Below are 14561 nucleotides of genomic sequence, written 5' to 3' on the forward strand. Positions count from 1 at the left end.
TAGGTCATGCCGTCATCTATACTTTTGAGAACTTGTCTACGAAAATCTAGTGAGTAAGTCATGGTCTTTATAATAACAATTAGATTTGATAATTAGTTTATAACACTTTTAAGTGGGATTGACTATAACCAGCGTTATTAAATAAAGAATTTAAAGTTTATAACCCTAAATTACGACCTTATTTATAGTAAGGTTGTTTTAATTTTATTACCATTTATCTTCATATTTTTACCATCTGTCCGGAATAGTATCTCTAGATGTTACAGTTTTGCTGATATCGTTTTAAAATAGAGCCTCTATAAAAGGAAGTGGTTTTTAAATATATAGGCAATGCCTTATACGCTTATTGACTACCAAAAAAGGGATTTTATAGCTCATGTAATACTCATAGATTCAGTGATGATAAAAATCATTATCAAAAAATTATGTGTGTTGACGATATTGTAAGAAAAGATAAGGAGCTTGGTATGAGTGTTAAGTTAAGAGGGAGCGATTTGACACGTGCGCTGCTAGTACGAGGTGATAAACAAGTATGGTGTGCAGTCGATGATGATGGTGATGAGCAAGCGATGATGGACCACTGTGGTAATGATTTTACCGCTTGTATTGTCTCGTTTAAAGAGGGTTGCTTTTATTGTAGTGGTGGTTCAACATGGCTGTTTGCGGTACCGATAAAGGTAGTCGCTGTTACCCAACATGAGATGCAGCTTTGAGCATTGGGTGTGGCAATAGTAATATGAGATTATCGATATAATATTACCGATATAATATAGCCTCCTAATTTGGAGGCTATATTTTTTGTAGATTAAGCGCTTGGTGCATCGGGTTGCATTATAGGATCAGCATCGGCGAATGCCTTTAAAGTGCGGCAGTGCGTATCAATCTCGACGATATTAGGATAAGGGGTTAAGTCTACTTTGAAGCGTCGAGCAGAAGAGACTTGCGGAATTAGATAACAATCTGCAAAAGTAGGTCTATCGCTATAGCAGAATTTTCCTCGATTTTCCTCTTGAGCCAAGCGCTTTTCTAGAGCAGCAAAGCCCTCACTCATCCAGCGATTACACCATGCCATGACGTATTCTTCGCCCACAGATAACTCATTGCGTAAATACTGTAAAATACGACGGTTGTTCAGTGGGTGGATATCACATCCAATCATGGCACTCAGAGCCCGTACTTGCATACGTCCAGCCGCGTCTTTTGGTAATAGAGGGCTCTCAGGATAGACTTCTTCTAACCATTCCAAAATGGCTGGACTTTGGTATAACAATAAGTCGTCGGCTTGTAAGACAGGCACCAATCCTTGTGGATTGAGGGCTTTAAATTCGCTCTCTAACTGTTCATCTTGTGCTAGATTGACTGTTACATTGTCATAATCCAAACCTTTTAAATTCATTGCGATGCGCGTACGGTAAGAGGTGCTACTACGGAAATAGCCATAAAGTGTCATCATTATGCATTCCTTTTATTATGGTATGTTGTTAGTGGGATAAGTGGTTATAATTGCGATACTAACTTTATTGCACATATATTATTTTATAGAATCAAAGAGAAATATTATTAAATCATTTTCTTTTTTAACTGATATTTAATCAAGCAAACCATTAATCGAGCAAACTATTAATTGAGCAAATCATGCCAGCAGCTGAAAACCTTGTAGAGAATCTCACCGCAACCAATAAAAATCAAAGTGGTGTTCAATCACTTGAAATTGGGCTATCGATATTAGATGTCCTCATCAATCACAATGAGCCTATGATGCTAAAAGACATTGCTCAGGCGATGAAGATGCATCCAGCAAAGTGTCATCGGTATTTGGTCAGTCTTATTCGTAAGAATTACGCTCGCAAGCTTAGCGATGGACGTTATGGACTCGGTGATAGAATCAATACGTTGGGGGCGCTGGGAGCAATGCGGCATAATGGCTTCAACCAAAACAATATCTTAGAGCGGCTAACACACATTGCTAATGAAATTAAAAACGCCTTAAACTGCGGGGTACAGATTGCCAAATGGTTTAGTGAGGGACCTATCATTATCCAGTCGGTTGAGCCAAATAGTCCGATTAGTATCATTACTCGCATCGGTTCACGTATGCCGCTGACAACCTCTGCCACGGGGCATCTGTTTGCCAGTTATCAGCCTGATGCTGTTATTCAGCCGTTAGTGATCGCTGAGTGGCATACAAAAAAAGAGGCTGCAATAGCAGAAAAATGGCAGCAATTTAATCAACTACGAGCCACGATTCGCACTCAAGGCTATGCAACAGTAACCGGTGATATGTTGGTGGGTATTAATGCGATTACGATTCCTGTTATCTTGCCGCAGTTTACCGTTGCTAGTAACAACGGTGCTAGTCAAGCTTCTATCGATAACGACTCATCGCTTGAAAAACTGTCCTTAGAATATGCTATTACTGTTATCGGAACCACAGAGCAGTTACCGATGAGTGAGCAGCATAATGTGGTTGAGCAAATATTGGCGATAGCACAGCGTTATCAGATTACTAACAATTAGTTTAATGCGACTCTAATTCCTTTAAGTTAGACCTTGCAGGCGGCGCTGGCGGCTTTTGCCTGCTCATAAACTGTTTCACCATCCAAACCGAGCGCTGCTAACTCATCCAGATATCGTTGAGTGCCCTCTAACAGCGGCTCTTTCCAGTCAGGATCGTTTAAAGGATCTGGAATGTCTATCATAGTATCGCCTTTGGCACGAGCAGCAGCCATCGCTGCTTCATTACTATCATCAAATATCTTAGCAATACGCTCTGACATGACTATTCCTGAATTATCATCAATAATTTTTTTCAGGTCTTGAGGTAGGCTATTATATTTGTCCTTATTCATGGTCACTACAAAGGTCGAGTTGTAAAAAGGGATATTTGTATGATGATTAAGTAATTCATCGAGACGGAATGCTTGTATGGGCTGCCAAGTAAAGGCTAGTCCATCAATCACGCCGCGCTGCAAGGAGGTATAAGCATCACTGGCAGGAATGCCAACAGGCGCTGCACCAATCGTTTCGATAACGTGGCTTGCAACTACAGAGGGCTGACGGATACGCAAACCCTTCATATCTGCTGGGGTACGAATCGGATTGTCAGCGGTATGTAGCGCACCTTGTCCTGAGCCCATTAGTGAGAGTAGATGGGTGTCTTCGTATTCGCTATCAATTGCGCCATTGTTGTACAGCTCATACAAAATACAAGTTTGCTGCTCTGCCGTATTGGATATACCTGGTAGCTCAACCACTTGAGTTAAAGGGAAGCGACCAGCAGTGTAGCCTTGCACTTGCATACCAATATCTACAGTGCCTTTAGCTGCAGCATCATAAGTGGCACCTGGTTTGCTCAAAGTGGCAGAAGGGTAGATTTCAATTTTTAAGCGCCCTTTAGACTCTTCTTCAATCTTGCGAGCCCAAGGCTCAAAACCCTCAGTATTTATATTGTCGTTAGCTGTCATGAAATGTGAAAATCTTAACGTGGTTACTTTATCTAAATCGACAGAATCACTGACAGATTGATCGTTATTGGAACAGCCTGATAATGTGAGTAACGAAGCTAATGCTATCCCTAAAGATGTTTTAATCTTCATCATAGAATCCTTTCTTGATGGTTGGATATTATATTATTAAGTGTTAAAAATTGACTCTCTGCTTTAAGACTTTAGATCACTTGATTATCAAGTTTCTATTCTTAATTAATTGATTATCAAGTGATCTAAATATAATGGCAATTTCTTCACTCGCCTGCAGGCGCAACTTCTCTTGCTTCAGCCAGCTCTTCAGCGTGCAAAAACTGAGTATGGGCTGGGGCACGCTTAGTACGCGACCATTCATCAAGCATGTCTTTCTTGATTTCATCCGTAATCATCGATACTTTTTCTTCTGAGGTAATATCATCGTAGGTCAGTTCCATACGATGACCATTAGGGTCGAAGAAATAAATAGAGTGGAAAATACCATGATTGGTAACTCCTATAACATCAATACCGCCGTCTTCTAAATGCTTTTTAGCAGCTATTAAAGTATCGCGGTCTTTAACTTTCATCGCCAGATGCTGCACCCAATCTGGGGTGTTAGGGTCAAAGCCCATCTCAGGTTGATTGGGCACTTCAAAAAACGCCAATACATTACCATTACCAGCATCTAAAAACACATGCATGTAGGGATCAAAGGCTTTGGTCGACGGCACATGATCTTCAGCAAATGCTAAGATGAAGTCCATGTTTAGGTGTTTTTGATACCATTCAACGGTTTCTTTCGCGTCTTTACAACGGTAAGCCACATGATGGATTTGTTCTATTTTAAAAGTCATTATCAATATCCTTTTGACAAATAATTAAAAGAGGGCAGTCACAGCAACAGTAGATTTATAGCAATAAAAATACAGCTGCTGTTTTGCTTGCTTGAACTAGACTGCAATTTATAAAATCTTATTTATAAAGTAGAGCAGTGCTTTGAATTTATATCAGTGCAATGATTAATCAGAGAAATTAAACTCTAAAGCAGGCAGTACTTTACCGCGTACTTCACCGAAGCCGACACGGATGCCATCTTTTTCGCTGTAGCCTTTCATAATGACCGTATCGCCATCTTCGATAAAGCTGCGAGTCTCGCCACCTTTTAGAGTCACTGGTTTGGTCGCATTCCAAGCAATCTCTAACATCGAGCCATAAGAGTCTGGCGTCGGACCTGAGATAGTACCTGAACCCATCATATCGCCGACTTCTACTTTACAACCCGTGATAGTGTGATGGGTCAATTGCTGTGCCATTGACCAGTACATGTGTTTGAAGTTGGTTTCACAAATAACGGTGGCGCTCTCAGCGTTTTCAGGAAGTAGCTCTACTGACAGATTGATATCGTAGCTATTGTTGCTGTCTTTTTCATTCAGATAAGCCAGTGGCTTTGGCTCTTGAGTCGGGCATGGCATCTTAAACGGTGCCAATGCATCCATGGTCACAATCCAAGGTGACACCTCAGAAGCAAACGTTTTGGCATTAAATGGACCTAAAGGTACATATTCCCATTTTTGGATGTCACGGGCTGACCAATCATTAAGCAGCACCATACCAAAGATATGATCAATAGCACTATCTACTGCAATTGGTTGACCAATGTTATTACCTTTACCGACGACAAAAGCCGTTTCAAGCTCAAAATCTAAACGCTTACAAGCTGAGAAAATAGGACGGTCGTCAGCATTTGGTTTTAGCTGACCCGATGGGCGTATCACATCACTACCACTAACGATGACTGTGCTGGCACGTCCATTATAACCAACTGGCATTTCAGTCCAGTTAGGTAGTAGAGCATTGCTTGGGTCACGGAACATCGTACCGACGTTGGTTGCGTGCTCTTTTGAAGAATAAAAATCTGTAAAACCTGGTACTTGAACCGGCAAGTGCATAGTGACATCTGCTTGCTTAAACAATAATTTTTTCTGCAAATCTGTGTTATCACGTAAGCCATCGCTATCACTAGAGAGTAGCGTTTGAATGGTTTTACGTGCCTGAGTCCAGTTGTCTCGACCAGAATCAATAAAGGCGTTTAGAGTCGGTTGATCAAAATAGCTGCCACCGTCTAAGCTTAATAAACCTTCTGATTCAAGAGCCGCCAAATCCAAGACGTGCTCGCCAATAGCAACACCAGCGCGGCGTTTGTTATCACCAGCAGCGTCTTTGGTTTCACTAAAAATGCCATAAGGCAGATTATGAATTGAAAAATCAGAATCACTGGCGATATCGAGGAAAGATGAGAGGTTTTTGTCAATCGTTGACATAGGTTGCTCCTTGCTAAACAAGTTTAATAGATTACGTTATGATTAACTACTTACGTATAATGTAATTTATAGCTACACATATTGCAAGGGTTTTTATAAAGTGTTTTGGTGTCTTACTGATATTCAAGCTGACTGATTTATTGCTATTGATACTGCTGTTATTTTCGTTTATTACACAAAATCAGAGCACAAAAAAAGGCTAAGCAGCTGCTCAGCCTTTCTCGTTAAGATAGTTTTAGTAAAATAAGCTAGCTTAGTCTTTTAAGACGTCTGCCATGGCATTGGCAACATAATCGATATTACTGTTGTTCAATCCAGCCACACACATGCGCGAGTCAGAGATCATGTAAATACCAAAATCACTTTGTAAGCGTGCAACTTGCTCAGGCGTCAGACCAGTGAAGCTAAACATGCCGTTTTGACGGGTAATATAGTCAAAGTTACGGTTAGGGATTTTGGCCTCTAACACAGACTTGAGCTTGGTACGCATGGATTTGATACGGTCACGCATCGCATAAACTTCGCCAACCCATTGCGTATGTAATACTTCATCGTTCATGACGATATCGACCACACGGCCACCATGTGATGGCGGGCTTGAGTAGATACGGCGCACGATCGAGTTCAACTGACCGAAGACGCGCTCAGTCTCATCAACTGTCGGGCAAACCACCGATAGACCACCGACACGCTCACCGTATAGTGATAAGTTCTTAGAGAATGAGTTGCTAACAAATAATGGCAGACCCATATCGACCGCTTTACGAATCGCGTAAGCATCGCTGTCCATATCTTCGCCAAAGCCTTGGTAAGCAATATCCATAAATGGAATCAGCTCACGTGCTTGAATGACGTTAAGCACTTGATCCCACTGTTCGCGGGTCAAATCTAGACCAGTTGGATTGTGGCAGCAAGGATGCAGCAAGATCACATCATTCTTGTTTAAAGTTTCAAAAAACTGAATCATCTCATCAAATCTGATGCTGCTATCTGCTTTATTATAGTAAGGGTATTTACCCACTCCGACATCAGAGCCTTCAAAGATGGCAATATGATTGCCCCACGTCGGGTCGCTCACATAGCACTTAGACTGCGGGAACCATTCATGGATAAATTCTGCACCAACTTTTAGCGCGCCAGAACCACCAATAGTGGCGATGGTCGCAACCAAGCCGTCCTTTAAAATCTGTGCGTCTTTACCAAAAAGCAAGTTTTGGCAGCCTTTACGATGTCCTGGCAGACCTGCCATTGGTAAATATGGACGCGGAGAAATAGGATCAGCAATACGCTGCTCAGCTATTTTTACACAGTCGAGTACAGGCATGACGCCATTTTCATCATAATAAATGCCAATGCCTAGATTGACTTTATCAGGATTGTTATCTGCTGCAAATTTTTCTACCAATCCTAAGATTGGGTCACCGGCATAATAATCGATACGTTCAAACATTTGTTTTCCTTACAAGAGATATGAGTTGAGGCGCTAAAAAGCATAAACCAGTTTTATGATTAACTCAACGTTAGATTCCGTTATGCTAATTAATTAACGCATTTTTTTCTTAGTTACAAACTTTTAAATGTCTCTTAGCTTGATAGTGACTACGATTTAATAGTGACTATGCTCATCAGTATCAAGTGAATATCAAGATGAGAGCTAATAAACTTTAAAAGCTCTGTAAATCATCAAAATGGCTGGCAAAATAGCGCTGTAAAAAACCCTTAAAAGCAATGCTGGCTGGTGAAAGTGCTCGAGAGGAGCGTTGGTAAATAAAAAACCGCCGCATTTTGACAGGTTGTGCCAGAGGTCGCATCTGTAGCCCATTGGCGCTCACCCAGTCTATCACTTCTGGCATGTAGGGCAGACACAAAGTAATACCAAAGCCTTGGCGCGTCATCTCAAGTGCCGTCGACATAAAGTTCACTTTGTAAATAGCCTGCTGAACATGGTTTGCGATACGCTCATCGAGCTCAGCGGTGACTTGCTCCAAAAAAGGACCTTGCAAAGTAATGAGTGGAATATCTATCAAATCCTTCCAGATAATTTCACGTTTTTTTGCCAGCGCATGGCTATCAGGCATCACCACGCAAAATGGCAGCTCATAGAGTAAATCGGCACTGATCTCATCTTCGGTTTCCATAAAGCCAAGTTCGGTACCGACACCCAAATCCACTTCGATATTTTGAATATGTTCAAGTAAGTTTTCAGCAGAGCAATCTAATAGCGACACGCTGATATCCGGATATTCTTTAGCAAACTGTGCAATGACCGCCGGCATCGATGAGGCCGCAAACTGCGATACTGCCAATCGTACTTGACCTTGCGCTAAGTTTGTCAAACTGCTTGCTTCATTTTCAAATAATTGCATCTCGTTTAAAATACGCCGAGCTTGCGGTAATAAGTGATGTCCTACCACCGATAAAGACAGCTGGCGTGTGGTGCGATCAAATAACACAATGCCCAAGTTAGATTCTAACTCCTTAATCAAGCCACTAACGGCAGATTGGGTTAAATGCATCTGGTCGCTGGCACGGGTAAAACTGCCGTTGTCAGCGACTTTGATAAAGGCGGTCAATTGGCGAATGCTGATATTCATAAGTAAACCTGATAAATAAATCAAAAAATACGATTAGTCTTATAAATCAAGCTAATCTAATATAAATGAATCGTCAATAGGAATGATTGATGAAACTTATTTTTTGCTAATTTTTAGCGCTTTATACCACCAATTGAAATTAAGGATGATTACAATGGCAGATTTATTTGAAAACCCAATGGGCTTAAACGGGTTTGATTTTGTTGAATTCGCCTCACCTCAACCTGATGCCGTTGAAGCACTGTTTAAGCAGCTTGGCTTTGCACACGTTGCCAACCACAGATCTAAAGACGTTGCGTTATTTCGTCAAGGTGACATCAACCTCATATTAAACCGTGAGCCAAAAAGTCCAGCCAGCTACTTCGTTGAAGAGCATGGCGCAGGCGCTTGTAGCATGGGTTTCCGCGTCAAAGATGCCAAAAAGGCTTACGAGTTAGCGATTGAAAATGGTGCGCAGCCAGTCGATGTACCAACCGGCGTTATGGAACTTAGACTGCCCGCTATCAAAGGTATCGGCGGCTCACTCATCTATTTGATTGACCGTTTTACCGATGGCAACTCAATCTATGATATCGACTTTGAATATCTACCAGAAGTTGATAAGCATCCAGTCGGCCATGGCTTTAAAGTTATCGATCACTTAACGCATAACGTTTATCGCGGTCGTATGGCCTATTGGGCAAACTTTTACGAGCGCGTTTTTAACTTCCGCGAAATCCGCTTTTTCGATATCAAAGGCGAGTATACCGGTCTGACCAGTAAGGCGATGACTGCGCCTGATGGCAAAATTCGCATCCCGCTCAATGAAGAATCAAAGCAGGGCGGCGGACAAATCGAAGAGTACTTGATGCACTTCAATGGCGAAGGTATTCAGCACATTGCTTTAGCCAGTGATGACTTATTTGCCAGCATTGATAAGCTAAGAGCCGCTGGTATTCCGCTCATGACCGCGCCAAACGAGACGTATTACAAGATGCTTGATGAGCGTCTACCAGGTCATGGCGAGAATATTTCTGAGTTACAAATGCGCGGTATCTTGCTAGATGGGACCACTGAAGGCGGAAAACCACGTCTACTGTTACAGATTTTCTCTGAAACTATTTTGGGTAGTCCGGTATTCTTCGAATTTATCCAACGTAAAGGCGATTACGAAGATGGTTTTGGCGAAGGTAACTTCAAAGCATTGTTTGAATCAATCGAGCGTGACCAAGTTCGTCGCGGTACAGTTGGTCAGACAGAGACTGAAGCGCCATAACAGCAAGTAAGCTTAAAAGAGTACTTTTAAAAAAGTACTCTTAAAATAAGTATTAGAAGGGCAAGATGAAAGGGTTTTATCTTGTCCTTATTACCTTTGTTACTCTGCTACTTAATAATAAAACGCCAGAAACTTGCCAGACAAAGTAAATAAAGCAGATGACTGATACCAAGGTATTGAATGGATTGCCATATAAGGAAACTAGGCATGGAAAGCCGTCAACAGATAACTGCTCATATAAAGCCTGTCAGTGTTAATTCACTTAACAATGAAGCACTTAACGATGAAGCGCTCAATGCTGAATCAACGAACACTGAAGCGTCTACTCAACATGTAACTCAGAAGAAGCAACCTTACCTGTCGCGTCAGCCAGACAATCATGGTCATATTCATTATAGTGACGATGAAAACGCGATGTGGCAAGCGCTGCTTGAACGTCAAGCGAAGCAAATACCCAATCGTGCCTGCTCAGCCTATCTTGAGGGTTTAGATAAACTCAAGCTATCGCCTACACATATTCCGCAACTACAAGATATCGATGACGTATTACAAGCGACGACTGGCTGGCAGACTGCCGCAGTACCAGCGTTAATTAGCTTCGGTAAATTCTTCAAACTCTTAGCTGATAAACGTTTTCCAGTCGCGACCTTTATCCGTCGTTTTGATGATATGGACTATATTGAAGAGCCGGATATTTTTCATGAAATAGTCGGACACTGTCCATTATTGACCCATCCAGCCTTTGCAACTTTTAATGAGACCTACGGTAAGCTTGGATTAAACGCAACTAAGCAAGAGCGTCTTTATTTAGCGCGCCTGTATTGGTTCACCATCGAATTCGGTCTAGTGGGCGCAACCGAAGAAAATCGCAAGATTTATGGTGGCGGTATTTTAAGCTCACCGTCTGAAACGGTCTATGCGCTTAGCGATGAACCGGATTGTCGCGCGTTTGATTTAATCGATGTATTGCGCACCCCTTACCGTATTGACCAAATCCAGCCTATCTATTATGCGATTGATGATTTGGATACGTTATTCGATATCGTAAATAGCGACATTATGGGCGCTGTAAAAAAGGCGATGGGTTTGGGCTTATTTGCGCCAACTTATGCTAAGAAATAGCTTACAAACTGTCGTGGTTAATATACAAACTATCTTGGCCAGTATAGGTCTCAGCTATAAACGTCAATAGGTATTAAAGAAAGTACGCTTGAAAACAATTATCCCTCAAAGAAATTATCAATAGCGCAAAAATAAAAAAAGGAGATTATCATGTCCGAGTTATCACAAGGTAGCTGCGAAGTATGCCGTATTGGCGCACCAAAAGTCAGCGATACTGAAGCACAAGAGCTATTACAAAAAATTCCAGATTGGTCATTGATCGAGATTGATGGTATTAAGCAATTACAACGTCAATATAAATTCAAGAACTTCGTGAAAGCTATGGCATTTGCCAATCAGCTTGGTGATATTGCCGAAGCAGAAGGGCATCATCCTGGGATGCTGGTTGAATGGGGCAAGATTACCGTTACTTGGTGGTCGCACAGTATCAAAGGTTTGCATCGCAATGACTTTGTTATGGCAGCCAAGACCGATAAATTGCTTGATAAATAATAAAAACAACTAAATAAAACTGTCAAAAATTCAAATCAAATTGGCAACATAAGGATGTGTTATGCCTCCACAAGTACTTACCGAGCTATCTCCTAAAGTAGCTTTTATCATTGCTAGCGTTGTCATCGCGATTATGGGTGTCACCATGATCGGCTTTGGCTGGGTTCCGCATCTATCATTAATGCTTGCGATTGCTGTTTTGCTGGCCCTAGGTATGTTTAAGGGTTTAAGCTTTGAAAAAATGCAGGAACAGATGTCCTCAGGCGTCGTCAGTGGTATCGGTGCTATCTATTTATTATTCTTTATTGGATTGCTAGTCGCCGCTCTCATGATGTCAGGGGCTATTCCCACCATTATGTATTATGGTTTTGATCTTATTTCACCGCAGTATTATTATATCTCTGCCTTTGTTTTGACCTCAATTATCGGGGTAGCGCTGGGCAGTAGTTTGACCACAGCAGCGACGATAGGCGTGGCCTTCATTGGGATGAGTAATGCCTTCGATGCCAACGTCGCTATCGCTGCAGGTGCCATCGTCTCAGGCGCATTCTTTGCTGACAAAATGTCGCCACTATCAGATACTTGTACGCTTGCTTCTTCTGTCGTGGGCATTGATTTGTTTGAGCATATTCGTAATATGATGTATACCACTGTGCCCGCTTGGCTTATCACTGCAGGACTGTTTTGGTTCTTCTCTGGGCAGGCGGGTACTGGCAATTTAGATCAAGTTATTCTGTTGCAGTCACAACTGGTCGATAGCGGCTTAGTACATGGTTATTCAGTACTACCATTTATCGTGTTGGTCGTGTTAGCGCTATGCCGAGTGAATGCCATTTATACCATCATTTACACAATTGCTAGCGCCTTAATCATTACTTATTTCCACAGTACTCCCAGTATTGGACAGTTAGGCGGCTACATGTTTGGTGGCTATGCGCCTGCCGAAAACTTAGAGCTAGGCGAAGTAGGTGGCATGATCTCACGCGGTGGTATGCAGAGCATGTTCTTTACGCAGACTATTGTGATATTGGCATTAAGTCTAGGTGGTCTGTTACGTGCATTGGGTATCTTGCCTGCGCTGTTATTAGGTATCAGAGATATGCTGACCAGTTCAGGCCGCGCTATCTTTGCCGCTGCTATGGCAGCCTTAAGTGTCAACGTCCTAATCGGTGAGCAGTATTTAAGTATCCTATTATCTGGTACCGCTTTTCGTCCGACGTTTGAACGTTTAAACTTACATCCTAAAAACTTATCACGTACCATTGAAGATGCCGGTACAGTCATTAACCCGCTCGTGCCATGGAGTGTGTGTGGGGTGTTTATCAGTCAAGCTTTAGGCGTGCCAGTGCTTGAGTATCTACCTTACGCATTCTTCTGCTATTTATCATTGCTACTTACAATATTGTTTGGCTTTACAGGTATAACGATTAGCCGTAAAGATGGCTCTAACGTCCGTAAGCACCAAAAAGCACAACTAGCTAATTAACAACAGGCTATTTTTAAAATAAGTTGGGATAGCTTTATTTGTCTAAAAAACCACTCTAACCGTATTAGAGTGATTTTTTTGTGGCAGTTGGAATCATCAAACGATATATCTAAAAGTGACTGAATAAGAGATAATAGACTATACAGATGTCCAACCACGAAAGTCGCGTAAAAAATGTGGATGTAGAAACTACTAGAGTTTAGTAGTAGCAGAAATCTGATAAATTTTACTTAAATTTGAATAAAAAGGCAGTCCCACATGACTAATAATAACCCCTATAACCTGATACCTTTGAAGCCAACTGGCAGAAATGAGACTGATACTGCCAATACTTATTCGCCCGAAGACATGGTTAAGATATACGAGCAACAATTTCTGACCGAAGTGCCAGAAGAGAAGCTCACAGAGTTTTTGCCCTTTTTAAAAGGCTTTTATGACATTGATGACCATACGTTAGATATCAGCGCCGTTATTTTTGAGGCAATAGCTGATTTTTGTATCATTTATAATCACAAGGTAAAAGTAGGGCGTTATCATATATTAGAAGGCTTGGTAAAAGAAGAGATTGAGCAAGACGAAGACTATAAAGCGGATGAAGGCGCCGAACATGAAGAGGTACAAGCCTATACACTAGAATGTAAGCGTACTTTTTTTATCAATGATGTAGAGATGCCTTATCATTTTAATTTATTTATCCACGGGGATAGTTATTCGACGTTAACCAAGAGAGATAGCTTGTTAGAAAAGATTTACTGGTTGGTCAGTGATAGTTTCGATGAGCCTTTATTGGACAACTCTTTAAGAAGCTCTGAAGCTACAGAGAGCTTAGCGTCTATTAATGAGCAGCTGGCAAGCTTAGGTATTCGAAAAATGGATCTGACAACTATACATGAGCTAGTTGACTATGTAGAAGACAGCATCATAGATGATGACATGGTTGACACGCTTAATAAGCTATTAGATTCTGCTGAATAGGATCGATTTGGTTTAATATTAAGTTAGCTTGATTCAGTAGTGTTTAATACATAGTTTTTCTATTAGAAAAGCCTCGCCTAATCGTTGAGGCTTTTTTGCGCTTAAAATTTAGTGATGTTTATGCTGGCTGCAACTGAGCGGTTTTACATGATGGAGGATTGAGTTTAAATATATATAAGGATGATAAATAAGAGGCAATAAAAAACCCTTATAATCGTTAAATCATAAGGGCTTCGTATATGGTACCGGTGGTCGGTGCCATCATATGGTATTAAGTTGTTGATATAAATACATAATTTATTTTTTAATTTTAATGGTGTACATTTGGGTGTACATAAAGTGAAGGATTCAACATTATAACACCCAACAGTTATACTTAAGCGATTAATTTTATCTGCCTGAATTGTCTAATCCTTATTAAAGTTTCTTCTAAACTCATCTTCAACGAGCTGATTGACAACTTTGGTAGCAGTCGTGTTTTTGACTTTCATGATAGATTCCAGTTGATCTTGATTTTTCTTATATATCTTAACTTCATTTAAATCTTCGTTTTTGTTGCTCGCTGAAAACTTATTCCATGCGTCTTTCATGTTCTCTATGATTTTAGCTCTATATGATATTACTGGTATCGAATCAAAATCGATCGTAGGGTCATTCATATCTAAGTTTTTAGTCATAGCATCATATGTGTAATCTACATTTGATAAAACGTCAAGACTAGCTAAGTGAGCTATGCTGAAGAAACCGTACAAGTAAACTTGGTAAACTAAGCATATTCCTAGGAGTTTACCATGATCAAGAAAATCAGAAGCTACAGTGCAGAATTCAAAGCCGCAGCCGTCAAGAAGATAG

The 14561-nt window shown here is 41.0% G+C and carries 14 protein-coding genes; 7 read left to right on the top strand and 7 right to left on the bottom strand.

The features are described from left to right. The first annotated feature begins 467 nt into the window (after positions 1-467). Positions 468-713: a hypothetical protein gene (locus WAZ74_RS09160; protein WP_422307995.1), complete on the top strand. Its 246-nt coding sequence runs from the start codon at positions 468-470 to the stop codon at positions 711-713. 92 nt (positions 714-805) lie between these two features. On the opposite strand, the gene maiA is transcribed toward WAZ74_RS09160, so the two are convergent. Further along, the gene (gene maiA, locus WAZ74_RS09165) at positions 806-1450 is read right to left on the bottom strand and encodes a maleylacetoacetate isomerase (RefSeq protein WP_422308008.1); all 645 of its coding nucleotides are present in this window, start codon (positions 1448-1450) and stop codon (positions 806-808) included. Positions 1451-1635: 185 nt separating this feature from the next. On the opposite strand from maiA, the gene WAZ74_RS09170 reads away from it, so the two are divergent. Further along, a complete protein-coding gene (locus tag WAZ74_RS09170) occupies positions 1636-2517 on the top strand; it encodes an IclR family transcriptional regulator (protein WP_422307996.1) in 882 nt (293 codons plus the stop codon). Between the two features lie 26 nt (positions 2518-2543). On the opposite strand, the gene dctP is transcribed toward WAZ74_RS09170, so the two are convergent. From dctP to WAZ74_RS09195, 5 genes are all read right to left on the bottom strand, one after another. Beyond that, on the bottom strand, positions 2544-3596 hold the full coding sequence (gene dctP, locus WAZ74_RS09175) for a TRAP transporter substrate-binding protein DctP (protein ID WP_422307997.1): 1053 nt from the start codon (positions 3594-3596) through the stop codon (positions 2544-2546). A 146-nt stretch (positions 3597-3742) separates the two neighbouring features. Next, entirely contained in the window at positions 3743-4318 is a 576-nt protein-coding gene (locus WAZ74_RS09180; RefSeq protein WP_422307998.1) for a VOC family protein, read from the bottom strand. 165 nt (positions 4319-4483) lie between these two features. Continuing rightward, complete coding sequence (fahA, locus tag WAZ74_RS09185) at positions 4484-5785, bottom strand: fumarylacetoacetase (protein ID WP_422307999.1); 1302 nt, start codon at positions 5783-5785, stop codon at positions 4484-4486. A 253-nt stretch (positions 5786-6038) separates the two neighbouring features. Next, a complete protein-coding gene (locus WAZ74_RS09190) occupies positions 6039-7235 on the bottom strand; it encodes an aromatic amino acid transaminase (protein WP_422308000.1) in 1197 nt (398 codons plus the stop codon). 214 nt (positions 7236-7449) lie between these two features. After that, positions 7450-8379 carry a LysR substrate-binding domain-containing protein gene (locus tag WAZ74_RS09195; protein WP_422308001.1) on the bottom strand — a complete coding sequence of 310 codons (930 nt, stop codon included), beginning with the start codon at positions 8377-8379 and terminating at the stop codon, positions 7450-7452. A gap of 154 nt (positions 8380-8533) precedes the next feature. Here WAZ74_RS09195 and hppD point away from each other — a divergent pair, with 154 nt between their 5' ends. The 5 genes from hppD (at position 8534) to WAZ74_RS09220 (ending at position 13709) form a co-directional block, all read left to right on the top strand. Beyond that, the gene (gene hppD / locus WAZ74_RS09200; protein WP_422308002.1) at positions 8534-9634 is read left to right on the top strand and encodes a 4-hydroxyphenylpyruvate dioxygenase; all 1101 of its coding nucleotides are present in this window, start codon (positions 8534-8536) and stop codon (positions 9632-9634) included. A gap of 207 nt (positions 9635-9841) precedes the next feature. Further along, positions 9842-10756: a phenylalanine 4-monooxygenase gene (phhA, locus tag WAZ74_RS09205; protein ID WP_422308003.1), complete on the top strand. Its 915-nt coding sequence runs from the start codon at positions 9842-9844 to the stop codon at positions 10754-10756. Positions 10757-10906: 150 nt separating this feature from the next. Further along, positions 10907-11248, top strand: coding sequence for a 4a-hydroxytetrahydrobiopterin dehydratase (locus WAZ74_RS09210; protein ID WP_422308004.1), 342 nt, complete (start codon positions 10907-10909; stop codon positions 11246-11248). A gap of 61 nt (positions 11249-11309) precedes the next feature. Continuing rightward, positions 11310-12734: a Na+/H+ antiporter NhaC gene (gene nhaC / locus WAZ74_RS09215; protein WP_422308005.1), complete on the top strand. Its 1425-nt coding sequence runs from the start codon at positions 11310-11312 to the stop codon at positions 12732-12734. Between the two features lie 258 nt (positions 12735-12992). Then, positions 12993-13709: a hypothetical protein gene (locus WAZ74_RS09220; protein WP_422308006.1), complete on the top strand. Its 717-nt coding sequence runs from the start codon at positions 12993-12995 to the stop codon at positions 13707-13709. Between the two features lie 407 nt (positions 13710-14116). Here WAZ74_RS09220 and WAZ74_RS09225 read toward each other — a convergent pair. Beyond that, the coding region (locus tag WAZ74_RS09225) for a hypothetical protein (protein ID WP_422308007.1) at positions 14117-14561 on the bottom strand (445 nt) is incomplete at its 5' end.

Source organism: Psychrobacter sp., assembly GCF_049295055.1.
Taxonomy (GTDB): Bacteria; Pseudomonadota; Gammaproteobacteria; order Pseudomonadales; family Moraxellaceae; genus Psychrobacter.